General features: G+C 63.5%; 10 protein-coding genes. 5 read left to right on the top strand and 5 right to left on the bottom strand.

Translation table 11 applies throughout. The features are described 5' to 3' along the window. The first annotated feature begins 10 nt into the window (after nucleotides 1–10). The 3 genes from AC6H0N_RS04980 (at nucleotide 11) to yjjJ (ending at nucleotide 6,029) form a co-directional block, all read left to right on the top strand. Nucleotides 11–3,166 carry an efflux RND transporter permease subunit gene (locus tag AC6H0N_RS04980; RefSeq protein WP_497572956.1) on the top strand — a complete coding sequence of 1,052 codons (3,156 nt, stop codon included), beginning with the start codon at nucleotides 11–13 and terminating at the stop codon, nucleotides 3,164–3,166. Further along, nucleotides 3,163–4,551, top strand: a complete 1,389-nt coding sequence (locus AC6H0N_RS04985) for an efflux transporter outer membrane subunit (protein ID WP_497572957.1) — start codon at nucleotides 3,163–3,165, stop codon at nucleotides 4,549–4,551. Before AC6H0N_RS04980 ends, AC6H0N_RS04985 begins: the two co-directional genes overlap by 4 nt. Nucleotides 4,552–4,712: 161 nt before the next feature. Then, a complete protein-coding gene (yjjJ, locus tag AC6H0N_RS04990; RefSeq protein ID WP_497572958.1) occupies nucleotides 4,713–6,029 on the top strand; it encodes a type II toxin-antitoxin system HipA family toxin YjjJ in 1,317 nt (438 codons plus the stop codon). 53 nt (nucleotides 6,030–6,082) lie between these two features. On the opposite strand, the gene AC6H0N_RS04995 is transcribed toward yjjJ, so the two are convergent. The 5 genes from AC6H0N_RS04995 to AC6H0N_RS05015 all read right to left on the bottom strand — a co-directional run bounded on the left by AC6H0N_RS04995 (nucleotide 6,083) and on the right by AC6H0N_RS05015 (nucleotide 12,683). Then, a complete protein-coding gene (locus tag AC6H0N_RS04995) occupies nucleotides 6,083–7,852 on the bottom strand; it encodes a tetratricopeptide repeat protein (protein ID WP_497572959.1) in 1,770 nt (589 codons plus the stop codon). Between the two features lie 302 nt (nucleotides 7,853–8,154). Next, nucleotides 8,155–9,240: a hypothetical protein gene (locus AC6H0N_RS05000; protein WP_497572960.1), complete on the bottom strand. Its 1,086-nt coding sequence runs from the start codon at nucleotides 9,238–9,240 to the stop codon at nucleotides 8,155–8,157. 94 nt (nucleotides 9,241–9,334) lie between these two features. Further along, entirely contained in the window at nucleotides 9,335–9,922 is a 588-nt protein-coding gene (locus AC6H0N_RS05005) for a hypothetical protein (protein ID WP_497572961.1), read from the bottom strand. Between the two features lie 405 nt (nucleotides 9,923–10,327). Continuing rightward, nucleotides 10,328–11,884: a nitric oxide reductase activation protein NorD gene (locus tag AC6H0N_RS05010; RefSeq protein WP_497572962.1), complete on the bottom strand. Its 1,557-nt coding sequence runs from the start codon at nucleotides 11,882–11,884 to the stop codon at nucleotides 10,328–10,330. A 7-nt stretch (nucleotides 11,885–11,891) separates the two neighbouring features. Then, complete coding sequence (locus AC6H0N_RS05015; RefSeq protein ID WP_497572963.1) at nucleotides 11,892–12,683, bottom strand: CbbQ/NirQ/NorQ/GpvN family protein; 792 nt, start codon at nucleotides 12,681–12,683, stop codon at nucleotides 11,892–11,894. Between the two features lie 167 nt (nucleotides 12,684–12,850). Between AC6H0N_RS05015 and AC6H0N_RS05020 the strand changes: the two genes are divergently transcribed. Together AC6H0N_RS05020 and AC6H0N_RS05025 are read left to right on the top strand one after the other, a co-directional pair. Beyond that, nucleotides 12,851–13,294, top strand: a complete 444-nt coding sequence (locus AC6H0N_RS05020) for a hypothetical protein (protein WP_497572964.1) — start codon at nucleotides 12,851–12,853, stop codon at nucleotides 13,292–13,294. 164 nt (nucleotides 13,295–13,458) lie between these two features. Next, on the top strand, nucleotides 13,459–13,776 hold the full coding sequence (locus AC6H0N_RS05025) for a hypothetical protein (protein WP_497572965.1): 318 nt from the start codon (nucleotides 13,459–13,461) through the stop codon (nucleotides 13,774–13,776).

A 13,776-nucleotide genomic window follows, 5' to 3' on the forward strand; every position in this document is an offset into this window, starting at 1 on the left:
GGAACCGACCATGGCAAAGTTCTTCATCGACCGGCCCATCTTCGCGTGGGTCATCGCCATCGTCATCATGCTGGCCGGGGCGCTGTCCATCCTCGGCCTGCCGGTGTCGCAATACCCGGCCATCGCGCCGCCGGCGATCGCCATCAACACCACCTATCCGGGCGCTTCGGCCAAGGCGGTGGAAGACTCCGTCACCCAGGTCATCGAACAGAAGATGACCGGCCTCGACGGCCTGCTGTACTTCAACTCGTCGAGTGACTCCTTCGGTCGCTCGACCATCACGCTGACCTTCAGCGCCGACACCAATCCCGACATCGCCCAGGTGCAGGTGCAGAACAAGCTGCAGCTTGCCTTGCCGCTGCTGCCGCAAGCCGTGCAGCAACAGGGTGTGCAGGTCGCCAAATCGGCGCGCAACTTCCTGATGGTGATCGGCTTCGTCACGCCGGATGGGTCGCTGTCGAACTTCGACCTGACCGACTTCCTGGTGTCGAGCGTGCAGGATCCGCTGTCGCGCGTCACGGGGGTCGGTGAAGTCGTGATCTTCGGTTCGCAGTACGCGATGCGTGTCTGGATCGATCCGACCAAGCTCAACAACTATCGGCTCACGCCGGGTGACGTAAAGCGCGCCATCGAAGCGCAGAACACCCAGGTTTCGGCCGGCCAGCTCGGCGGCACGCCGGCGCTGCCGGGCCAGGGTTTCACCGCCTCGATCACGGCACAGAGTCGCTTGCAGACGGTTGAGCAGTTCGAAGACATCCTGCTGCGCAGCGCCGCTTCGGGTGGCGAAGTACGTCTGAAGGACGTTGCGCGCATCGAGATCGGCGCCGAAAACTACGACACCATCGCGCGCTTCAACGGCCAACCGGCTGCCGGTATTGGTGTACGTCTCGCCGCCGGCGCAAACGCGCTGGAAACCGCCACCGCCATCCGCGCCAAGCTCACGGAAATGGAGCGCTTCTACCCGGAAGGCGTCGAGGCGGTGATCCCCTACGACACCACGCCGTTCGTGCGCATCTCGATCCAGAAAGTCGTGATGACCATGATCGAAGCGGTCGCGCTGGTCTTCCTGGTGATGTTCCTGTTCCTGCAGAACATCCGCGCCACACTGATCCCGACCTTCGCCATTCCGGTGGTGCTGCTCGGTACTTTCGGCCTGATGGCGGCCTTCGGCTTCTCGATCAACATGCTGACCATGTTCGGCATGGTGCTGGCCATCGGTTTGCTGGTGGACGACGCCATCGTGGTGGTGGAGAACGTCGAACGCATCATGACCGAGGAGGGTTTACCACCCAAAGAGGCCACCAAGAAATCGATGGGCCAGATTACCGGCGCGCTGGTCGGCATCGGCCTGGTGCTCTCGGCGGTGTTCGTGCCGATGGCCTTCTTCGGCGGCTCCACCGGCGTGATTTACCGGCAGTTCTCGATCACCATCGTGTCGGCCATGGCGCTGTCGGTGCTGGTCGCCATCGTGTTCACGCCGGCGCTGTGCGCGACCATGCTCAAGCAGGTGCCGAAGGGCCACAACCCTGGTGAAGGCAGCTGGTTCAAGGGCTTCTTCGGCTGGTTCAACCGCAGTTTCGAGCGCAACCAGAAGCGTTATGAATCGTCGGTCGGCTACATCCTGCATCGGTCGGCGCGCTTCCTCGCGATCTATCTGGCCATCGTCGCGGTGCTGGGCCTGCTGTTCCTGCGCATGCCGACCTCCTTCCTGCCGGATGAAGACCAGGGCGTGATGTTCACGCAGGTCTCGCTGCCGGCGGGCGCCACACAAGAGCGCACGCTGGAGGTGCTCAAGAAGGTCGAGAAGCACTTCCTCGAAGACGAGAAGGAGAACGTGCGGGCGCTGTTCACGGTGGCTGGCTTCAGCTTCGGCGGCCGCGGCCAGCACGTTGGTATCGGCTTCGTGAACATGCATCCGTGGGACCAGCGCACCGGTGAGGGGCAACACATCAAGGATGTTGCCGGCCGGGCAATGGGCGCCTTCTCGCAGATTCGCGAGGCCATGGTGTTTGCGTTCGTGCCGCCGGCGGTGCTCGAACTCGGCACTTCGGGTGGCTTCAACGTGCAGCTGCAGGACCGCTCGGGCCTTGGCCACGAGGCATTGATCGCGGCGCGCAACCAGTTCCTCGGCATGGCCGGCGAAGATCCGCGCCTGGTCGGCGTGCGTCCCAACGGGCAGGAAGACACGCCCGAATACCGTATCCAGATCGACCACGCCCGCGCCGGGGCACTGGGGGTGTCGGTGGCCGACATCAACGACACGCTGTCCACCGCCTGGGGCGGCAGCTACGTGAACGACTTCATCGACCGCGGCCGTATCAAGAAGGTGTATGTGAAGGGCGATGCGCCCTCCCGCATGCTGCCGGAAGACCTGTCGAAGTGGTACGTGCGCAATGCCTCCGGCGAGATGGTGCCGGTGTCGGCCTTCGCCACCGCCGAATGGACTTACGGCCCGCCGCGCCTGGAGCGCTTCAACGGACAGCCGGCGGTGGAACTGCTCGGCCAGGCCGCGCCGGGGCTGTCGTCCGGTGATGCCATGCAGGCAGTCGAGGAGATCATGGCCAAGCTACCGCCGGGCTTCGGCTACGAGTGGAGCGGCACGTCGTATGAAGAACGCCGTTCCGGTTCGCAGGCGCCTGCGCTGTACGCGCTGTCGGTGCTGGTGGTGTTCCTGTGTCTGGCGGCGCTGTACGAAAGCTGGTCAATTCCGTTCGCCGTGATGATGGTCATCCCGCTTGGCGTTATCGGCGCCCTGGTGGCTGCACTCGGCCGCGGCATGTCGAACGACGTGTTCTTCCAGGTCGGCCTGCTGGCGATCATTGGTCTGTCGTCGAAAAACGCCATCCTCATCGTCGAATTCGCCAAGGCGCAGATGGAAGAGGGCAAGGACATGATCGAGGCCACGCTGATTGCCGTGCGCCAGCGTCTGCGCCCCATCCTGATGACCTCGCTGGCCTTCGGCCTTGGCGTCGTGCCACTCGCCATCGCCACCGGCGCGGGTTCCGGCGCGCAGAACGCCATCGGCACCGGCGTGCTCGGCGGCACGCTGTCGGCCACGCTACTCGGCATCTTCTTCATTCCGCTGTTCTACGTCGTGATCCTGCGCATCTTCAGTCGCAAGAAGACACGCGAAGCCGTCGAACCGCAGGAGAACCACACCTCATGAAAACCCCTGCACTCTCCCTGCTGACCGTGCTGGTGCTGTCCGGCTGCATGAACCTCGCACCGGACTACGAGCGCCCCGCGGCGCCCGTGCCGACCGGCTGGAGCCAGCCGACTGCTGCCGACGGCGTGCCGGCCGACGAACTCGAATGGCGCCAGTTCTTTACCGAGCCCCGGCTGCACGCACTGATCGAACAAGCGCTGGCCGGCAACCGCGACCTGCGCATTGCCGCGCTCGACATCGAACGCGCCCGCGCGCTGTACCGCATCCGCGGCGCCGACCGGTTTCCCACCCTCGACGTGGGCGTCAACCAGAGCGCCCAGCGCGTCTCGGAAGACGTTTCACAGACCGGCGAATCCACCGTCAACCGCCAGTACGCGGCGGACATCGGCTTCACCGGCTTCGAACTGGATTTCTTCGGCCGCGTGAAGAACCTCAACCAGGCGGCCCTGGAACAGTTCCTCGCCACCACCGAAGCGCGTCGCGCGGCGCAGATCAGCCTCGTGGCCGAAGTCGCCGGCACCTGGCTGTCGCTCGCGGCCGACCTCGAACTGCTCTCGATCGCGCGTGAAACCCTGCGCGCGCAGGGAGAATCGTATGAACTGACCAAGCGCAGCGAAGAGCTCGGCGTGGCCTCCGCGCTGGATCTCAACCTGGTCCGCACCAGCCTCGAGCGCGCCCGCGCCGATGCTGCGCGCTACGAAGCGCAGGCGGCCCGCGGCCGCAATGCGCTGATGCTGGTGGTCGGTGGCGAGGTGCGCGACGAGCTGCTGCCCGACGGTCTCACCGGCCGCGTCACGCTACCCGACCTGCCGGCCGGCGTGCCGTCCATGGTGCTGGTGCGCCGTCCCGATATCCTCGAAGCCGAATACCGCCTGCTCGCCGCCAACGCCAACATTGGCGCCGCGCGCGCAGCAATGTTCCCGCGCATCTCGCTCACCGCCTCGGCCGGCACCGCCAGCACCAGCCTGTCGGGTCTGTTCGCGTCCGGGACCCGCACCTGGGCCTTCATGCCGGCGATCTCCATCCCGATCTTCAGCGCCGGCCGGCTGTCTGCCGAGGTCGACGTCAGCCGTATCGACCGCCGGATTGCCGTCGCCCAGTACGAACGGGCCATCCAGACCGCCTTCCGCGAAGTCGCCGACGTACTCGCCGACCGCGCTACGCTGAACCGACGCATCGAAGCCCAACAGGCCCTGCTCGACGCCACCTCCGAGAGCTTCCGCCTGTCCGAAGCGCGCTACAAGGGGGGCGTGGATTCCTACCTCGGCGTCCTCGACGCCCAACGCCAGCTCTACTCCGCGCAGCAAGAACTGGTCAGCGTGCAGCTCGCCGACGCAACGAGCCTGGTGACGCTGTACAAGGTGCTGGGGGGTGGCTGGAAGTAAGGCCCACCCGATTCAAAGCAAAGAGGGGGCGCTACAGCGTCCCCTTTTTTATGCCGACACCACAATAGGTGAGGCCCAGCGCGCCTCCATGGCGCTCTCTGAAAATTTCACATATCATCCATAGTTCTATTCAAAGACCTATTCATTTAACGATTCATACCATGCCTCCTCATGCTGACGCGCTGCGGCTTGCCCTGTCTGGCGAGCCGTTGAGCGCACGCCAAGTCGTTGAAAGAATGAACATCAGTCAGCCGACCGTGTCGCGTGCCATCCGCGCGCTCGGCAGTGACGTGGTGCGCATCGGTGCCGGTCCATCCATTCACTATGCGCTGCGCGACACGGCACGCGGGCTGGATGAGGTTCCGGTATATCGCGTGTCCGCCGAAGGTACTTTGCGCCGGCTCGGCGTCCTGATTCCGGTGCGGCCGGATGGCTTCGTGATGCAGCAGGAAGACGGTGCCACCCTGCACAGCCACGGCTTGCCTTGGTGGCTGCAGGACATGCGCCCGCAGGGCTTTCTCGGCCGCGCCTATGCCGCCCGCCACGCCGCAGCACTCGGCCTGCCGTCACGACTGGGCGAGTGGACAGACGCCCATGTGCTACGTGCCCTACTGGCGCACGGGCACGACGTGGTCGGCAACCTGTTGCTCGGCGATTTTGCCCGCGAACGCTTCCTGGAGGCGCCCCCGCCTGAGCCGGTTGACACCATGCGCTACCCCGAACTCGCCGCTGCCGCCGAACGCGGCGACACGCCTGGCTCCTCCGCAGGCGGCGAACAACCGAAGTTCATGGCCTTCACCGACCGCCACGTACTGGTCAAGTTCACTGCCGCCGAAGACCACCCGGTCACCCGCCGCTGGCGCGATCTGCTCACGGCCGAGCATCTCGCCGCGCAAGTGCTGCGCGATGCCGACATCCCGGCCGCAGCCTCACGCCTGCTCGACATCGGCGGACGCCGCTTTCTGGAAGTGGAACGCTTCGACCGCGTCGGCCCGCTCGGCAGGCGGGCCGTGCATTCCCTGAGCGCGCTCGAAGCCGAGTTCATCGGCGCCGCCGAAGCCCCCTGGCCCGTCCTGACCCGCCGCCTCGCCACGCACGGTTTCGTCACTCAGCAAGCCGCCGAGGGCGCGGCACTGCTGCACGCATTCGGAACCCTGATCGGCAATACCGACATGCACAACGGCAACCTGTCCTTCGTCGCACTGCACGGCAGACCCTACGAACTCGCCCCGGCCTACGACATGTTGCCGATGGCCTTTGCACCCCGCAGCGGAGGGAGTCTGCCGGACGACATACCCGCTGTACGGCTGCATCCCGAGGTGTCGGTGGAGACGTGGCGGAGCGCGCTGGAACTGGCTGAACGCTTCGTTGCAAGGTTGAGGGATGAGGGCCAGCTGTCGGCTGGCTGGCTACCGCGTCTCGACGCCCTGGAAAATCGCGTGAAGGACGCGGGCGCGATGATCATGCGGATGGGGTAGCTTCACCATTTTCCATCCCCCACACCCTCGCCGTACCGAGGACGCAGCGCGGGCTACAGCCGCCCCATATCAAATCCCGCCCGGTCGCCAAACCACGCGCCATCAAGCTTCCGCTCCAGCTCACCCACCGCATCCACATCACCGCGCTGACGCGCCACCTGCTGCAGCCCGAACAGCGCCCATCCGTTGTTTGGCGTGCGCTGCAGGCTTTGTTCAAGGGCAGCGCGTGCGGCATCAACTTCACCCAGACGCAGCAACGCGGCGCCCAATGACTGGCGCACGGGGTAGTACCAGTACGGCGGCTCCATGTAGGCAAGCCTGTCCTGGATGGCAACTGCTTCTCGATATGCGGCGACCGCTTCGTGCAACTTTCCGCCAGCGTCGGCAAGACGCCCTGAGGCGACGAGCCGGGCTGTTTGCACCACCTCGCGGCCGGGGACGCCCGAGGTTTGAAGCGGCGCGAAATCAGCCGTCGCCTCAATAGCGGCAAGCGCAGCAATCTCGCGCTGAGCGGCGTTCGCATCCCCCGCTGCGCTGTGCGCGACCGCACGGGCGTAGTGCCACATGGCCTTGAGCAGCACGAACTCGTCGCCCGGATCGGGCAGCGCCAGAATGGTTTCCGGGCTGCTGAACTGCGCGTGGGCGAAGTACGGGCTGGCCTTGACCGGCTGCAGCCCTGCCGCGACCCGGAGGACATTCGGATCAATGGATGCATCGAGTTTGGCAGCCGTTTCCAGCGCAGTGGCCGCATCGCCGCCCATCTGCGCCGAGGCCATCAGGAAGTGCAGGTTGTGCGGGTAGTAGCCGTTGCGGTAGAACGGGTCGCTGTCGGAGCGGGCAAAGTAGCGCTCGTCCGCTGCGACGGCATCGATATTGGCGTCCAGCGACTCGCGATACAGGCCGACGCGGTAATAGATGTGCGCCGGCATATGCACGATATGACCGGCGCCGGGCATCAGCGCGGCCAGACGGCGCGCATGCGGCAAGGCCCGCTCGGGTTCCTGCGAGGCCTCGACCGCGTGGATGTAGAGGTGGATGGCGCCCGAATGCTCGGGGTTGCGCGCCAGCACACGTTCCAGCGCGGCCAGCATGTCAGCCCCGCGGCCCTTGGGCTGCACGCCATCGGCCTCCCAGTAGTCCCACGGCGACAGGTCCATCAAGGACTCGGCATACAGAACCTGGATCGTGTCGTCGTCAGGAAAACGCGCAGCGACCTCCGCCATGGCGTCCGCCCAGGCTAGGTCGATCGCTGCGCGATCTGCGGCCGGAGCGGCGCTGTAGCGCTTGGCCAGTGCGGCAATCAGCGCCTGCTCGCGCGCACTCGCCTTGCCGGCGAGCACACCGGCACGCTGCGCGGCGGCGTGAGCCGGCGCGATGGCGTCGGGAAACATCGGCGCGTTGATGTTGGGCCCCAGCACCAGCGCCTCGCCCCAGAAACACATCGCACAATCCGGATCGAAGCCCTGGGCCGCAACAAAGGCGCGCCGGGCCTCGGCGTGGTTGAACCCGAACGCAAGACGCATGCCCTGATCAAAATAGGTCTGCGCCTCGGGCGAACTCGTTGTGATCGAGACGTGAAGCTCGCCCAGGTCCATGAACAGCGGTGGCATGCCGCTGGCCGCCTCTCCTGCGGGAATCACGTCAGAGGTGAAAGGCTGTGTTTCGCTCCGGGCGAGCAGCAACGGGGACTGCACCAGCGCGGGCGCGCGGCACACGTCGCGCAATGACGGAGACAGCGGATCTTCGGCGCGCAGCGAGCGCGGCTCGGGAACGGCTACAAGGACAAAACCGCAAACGGCAAGGGCGAATGGAAGGCGGCGCATGCGCATGACAGATCCTCGGGCATGAGAAAGGGATATGAGGCGATCCGATTCTTATAGCACCTGCGCGTGGGTGAATCGATATGGTCGACGCTCAGTTCTACCGTGGAACGGGACCAGGTCATGCAAAGCCACATTTGCAGCAGCCTCCACGTCCCACACGCAAATCAGTTAATCTGACCTCAGCTCGTGAATTAGCGCTTTCGCCATCTCGTGATGCCGGATTGCATGGCTTGACCCCGATTCTGCCGTGAGTTCAGGCCTCGGCCCGTCAGGGCCGTCGTGCCTGCAACGAATTGTTAGGCTTACACTGACCACGCATCATCAAACTCCTGCGCGTGAATGATGACTCGCTCGGCGGATGCCGCGATTTCATACTTTTTATAGAGCTCGATAAGATCGCTGTAGGAAATCATCCGCGACCCAATACGACCTTCATTAAATAGATACTCAAATGGACCTGCGGATAGCGATGCTCCCTGCATAGATTTGTATGTCAGCACATCTACTCCTCGATCCGTCTTATCCGTGCACTGACCAATCTTGCATATCGGCAGATGCTCACCCGAGCTAATCAGCTTTTGGCTTGGGTTCTGCAGCTTATCGGTAGGTCTAATGAACGCCGAACAATGCGGAAATCTATAGGATTCTGAACCCTCAGGGGGGTTGCAAAGTCCGCTCTTGCAGGAGAAGTCTTCCAGCTTCTTAAGTTGCCCCTGCATACGCTTATCAGTGAGGCGAAGAAGCCTCTCTTCCCAGATCTTGTATTGGATTGCAACGACGCTTGCCTCTGCAGAATATGGCGCATGCCTCTCGTAGATAATGTCCGCACCAGTTACCTGCTCCGGTATATCCGGATGAAGGACTCGCATCCTTAGCGCGTTACTATTTGGTAGCCTGTAAGTCTTGTATGCTTTCCCCGAGCCGATCTGCGGAACGTTTCTTTCTACATTGTAGGCGTCTCGAAATATGAGCTGATTCTCGGAATGCTTCTCTAGGGAAACCTCATCCTTTGCGTACTTAAGGTCTTTCAGCTTCCTGCGAAGCTGATCAACCTTATTCTTATTTTCACCTTCCGATTTTGCGATCTGGAGGAGGCCGTCAATTTCGCTTATCTCGGCTGCTATTAGCTCAGCCGGGGACACCTCTCTGCGCTCCTGAATACTGAGCAACGTTGCCCGCTGCCTATACTCCCGAGCCGTTTCGCTCTCCCTTTCGCGCCGCAGCAAACTTACGTCTGGGCCGAGCATCTCTGGATATAGGTCTGCGCCAAATTCCATGGCTATGTCATACGTGGACTTTGCCATGTCTCCTTTTGTGGCGATTTTTAGTATTTCTCGTACTGCATTTATTGTCAGCCACTCGGAATCAATGCGCGATTCATTCGCCATTTTCTCTCCATCTTGCTACGCCGCCAGAGTAAACCTAACGTCTGAATTAAGCCGCGCCGCGAAGCGGCGTCGGCTTGAATGAATTGTTAACCTCTTACTCTAGGGCCTGAACCTTCTTCCATGCCTTCCGTCCAATTTGTTCAAGGGCACCAAAGGCATCGACCTTTAGCTTGGCGAATGGAACCATATCAATCCGCATTTCCTCGTTGGTCTTCTCGGCGAAGCGCGCTCTAGCGAAGATGAGCGAAGCATCCAATGCTGAGCGCAACTTGCTTTGATCCTCATTTTCTGTATCAAGCATTGGAAAGATTGCATAGCACTGTGACATCACATCCATCGAAAGTGCGTCCAGACTTTCCTGGTATTTGGCAGCTTGAATGGCGCCAACAGGTCGCTCCAAGTGGCTCAACTGCATTTCAATTTGCGCATAGAAGGCTGCAACTTTTGCCCTAAGGTCTTGCAACCAGCGGAGTCTTTCCGTAGTCACTACGGTAGCCTGGAGTTTTTGCCGTTCAATCAGCGTCTGCGCACGGAGGGTGCGGACAATGCCAAAGTAGCTCAAGAGCGCCGAAGCCAATGCGCCCGCAACCGCAGAGCCACCAGCTACAAGCGCTATATGCATAGAAGAATTGCTGCTGGTGTTCTCAGCAATTTTTTGGAGCAGCTCTAGTTCCGTTTGCATGAAATTATCCTTAGGGTCTAACTTTTTTAGGGCGACAGTCCTGCTACATAACATTGTCACTGCTCGATAACATCGAGCATCGAACCGCACCGTAACGCGCTTCCCGCTTGGGGTTTTTCATGCAAAGGCCCTGCGAAAAAGCCCGGATAACAACCCATGAAACTCGGCACTGCGCCGGTGCCGGTACCGCCGCTGCGTCCAGGCAGGACTCAGGAGCAATTGCGTAAGCCTATAGGGCATTCTCGTTGGAGCATACGAATTGAATGGGCATATGTCGAGCAGGTTATCGCTGCGCGCGGCTCAATGGCGATGGTCAAATGGGCATTGCAGTTGATCGCAGCACCGAGCGGGCTGCGTGGTTGTTCGCGGCTGAAGCCGCTCCCTCAGGCGCGAGGGGGGCCGCGCTCAGTTCTGCCCGGTCAGCTGCGCATAGAGCATGGGCAGCCGCGCCGTGAGGTCTTCCGGCCGGCGCAGCACGGTGTAGCCATTCACCCCGAACAAATGCGGCAGATAGTTGGAGCCTTCGCGGTCGATGGTGATGCAGAAGGGTTTGATGCGTTTGCGGCGGGCTTCGATGACGGCCATGCGGGTGTCTTCGATGCCGTAGCGCTCTTCGTAGTAGTCGATGTCGTGCGGCTTGCCGTCGGTGAGGATGAGCAGCACGCGCAGGGACGTGTCCTGGCGTTCGAGGATGCGGGTGGCGTGGCGCAGGGCGGGGCCGATGCGGGTGTAGAAGCCGGGCTTGAGGCCAGCGACGCGGCCGCGGGCAGTGTCGTCCCATGCGGCGCCGAATTCCTTGAGGCGGTGGAAGCGCACCTGGGCGCGGGTTTGCGACGAGAAGCCGTAGAGGCCGAAGCGGTCGCCGGTGGCGGTGAGGGCTTCGGCGAACAGCATGAGGCTGTCGCGGATGACGTCGATGACGCATTGCGCGGGCGACACACGCGCCTCGGTGGACAGCGACAGATCGGCCAGCACCATGCACGAGAGGTCGCGCTCGCGGTTGCGCTGGGCGATGTAGAGGTTTTGCTCGCGGTCGTGACCGCCGGCCAGGCGGTCGGCGTGCAGGCGCACGTAGGCGTCGAGATCGGGCTCGGTGCCGTCGGGCTGGCCGCGGATCCACTGGCGTTGCGGCACCAGCGCGGCGAACTGGTGACGCAGACGCATGGCGTGTTTGCGCAGGCGCTCGGGCAGGGCCTCACCCCCCGATGTACGGCCGAGCAGCTCCTGCACATTGCAGTGGCCGGGCAGCAGGATGCGCTTGCGGTAGTCCCATTCGTCAGCGGCAATGCCGTCGCCAATGGGCAGATCTTCGTGCGGCTGATCGGACGTCTCCACGTCGAAGCGCATGCGCGCGTTGGCACTGGTGCCTTCGGCGCCGGCGGCGGGCGGCGCGGCGGGTTCGTCTTCGTTCTTGCGGGTGTCGCTGGCGACGCGGATGAACTCGGCCATGGCGGCCGCCTTGTCGAGCTGGACGGTGTGCGTGATGTTGGCGGCTTTACGCTTGCGGTCTTCGCGCGCGGCATCGTCCTCTTCGCGCAATCGAATGGTCGCGCGAGCGCCTCCCGATGCGCGGCGCGGCGGCGGCTGCAGGTGCAGGCTGGCCGGGTCACCAAGCGCCGCAACGAGACGCGCGTGACGCTGCGCGAAACCCGGATGGCGTGCGAGTACGGTACTTACGGCGGCGGCGTTGGCGGCCGGCCAGTCTTCGAGCTTTTCGGGCTCGTCAAAGTTGGCGGCGAGCGCGACAAACCACAGGTAGAGCTCGCGGTTGAGCGCGGCGTCTTTACAGGCATCGAGCCACTGCGGCAGGCACAGGGTGTCGCCGTCGCGCCAGGCGCCCAACTCCGCGCGCCCTGCGGCCACGCGCAGGATCGGGTCGCGGCCCAGTGCGCGAAAAAGCGTGGCGGTGGTGCGCTCGATGTCGCGCAGCATGACCGCGCTGGGGGAGAAATCGGTGCTCACCCGAGCCTCAGCCGAAGACCGAGCGGATCACTTCCAGCAGAGCGGCGGCGACGTCTTCGTCATCAGTCAGCGCTTCGATCAGCACCGCGCTGCAGGCTTCGACCGGGTCCATGCCGTCGTGAATGAGGCGGGCGGCGTAGACCAACAGGCGAGTGGAAGCGACTTCTTCGAGGTCGACGTTTTTCAGCACGCGAATCTGACGGCCGATCTCGACCAATTGGGCGGCCAGTTCGGCGCTGCAACCGGTTTCACCGGTGAGGATGGTGCGCTCGGACTCGACCGACGGGAAATCGAAACGCAGCGACACGAAGCGCTGCCGCGTGGAGGGCTTCATGCCCTTCAGGAAGTTCTGGTAACCCGGGTTGTATGACACCACCAGCATGAAGCTCGGCGGCGCGGCGAGCATCTCGCCGGTGCGGTCGATCGGCAGCACGCGGCGGTCGTCGGCCAGCGGGTGCAGCACCACCGTGGTGTCCTTGCGCGCCTCGACCACTTCGTCGAGGTAGCAGATGCCGCCTTCGCGCACCGCGCGGGTCAGCGGGCCGTCGTTCCAGTAGGTTTCGCCCTCGCCGATGAGGTGGCGGCCGACCAGATCGGCGGCGGTCAGGTCGTCATGACAAGCGACGGTGTACAGCGGCAGACCCAGACGGGCGGCCATGTGCACGACAAAGCGCGTCTTGCCGACGCCGGTCGGGCCCTTGATGAGCAGCGGCAGGCGATTGCGCCAGGCGCGCTCGAACAGGTCGATCTCGTTGCCGACGGGTTCGTAATAGGGGAGTTCGGGGTTTTCGTTGGACATCGGGTCGGGCTTCCAGCAGAGAGTCCCGGGCGCGCTCGGCAGCCCGGCGAAATGCCGAGTATGCCGCAAAAGAGCTCGTGTTTTCAGCCTGTGCCGGGCGTTGACGTTGTGTTGCACTGCGCCTGACGGCATCATTGCCGGTCACCAGACTTTGGCCCAGGAAACGCATGAACTACGTCAACCGGATGCTCCAACCCGGCGAGGAAATCGTCTTTCGGACGCGGCTGCACCCGATGGTGTTCATCAAGCCGTTGATCCTGGCCGTTATCGTGGGCTTTCTCGCGTTCATGCTGCCGCCGGAATATGTGCCCTACGTCGGCATACTCGTCATCGGGGTGCTGATTCCCTACACGGCGCTGATCGCGCTGTCGCTCGTGCTGGGCGACATCGCGGTAACCAACCGCCGCGTGCTGCTGCGCACCGGCGCCTTACGTGGCCAGATGAGCGAAGTGCTGCTGCACAAGGTCCGCAGCGTGTCGGCCGACAGCCGTTCGGTCACGCTGGAGCTGGCCGGCAGCATGATCCGCACGGTGTCGTTCATTCGCGATCCGGATGGCCTCGCGCAGGCAATCGAGCGCACCCGCAAGCGGCTGCTGGCCGAAGGCCGCTAGTCAGGCCCGCTATCGGTGCGCGCCGCCCTGCCGCGGTGCATCATCGGATGCGCGTGATCGGCCACTGCAGCGGTTTTCGCCCGTTTCAGGTGCTTTTCGGCGGCATTCAAACTGGCACGCAAGATGCATGGTGTACCTGACCCTTTCTACAGGAGTCTGCGACCATGATCGGCACCCATCTGCACGAAAGCCTGGGCGGCATCCCCGGCGTACTCGCCTTTGCGCACTGCGACCCCCAGGGCGGGGTGGTTTTGCGCAGCGGTGAAGCTGCGCCTTCGCTGGACGGCTCGCTGTCGCGAATTCTCCATCTGGCTTCAGAGCTGGGTCACGAACTGGGCCTGGGAACATTGCGCGAGGCCGAGCTGCACGGCCAGCTGCACGCGCTGTGCCTGCCCTGTGAAGATGGCGCGGTGATGGTCGAGACGGGCTCACGAACCGCGCTGTCGGACGTATCGCAGCGTCTGCACGCGATGCTGGCCTGA

The sequence above is a fragment of the Pseudazoarcus sp. NS34 genome, assembly GCF_059703725.1.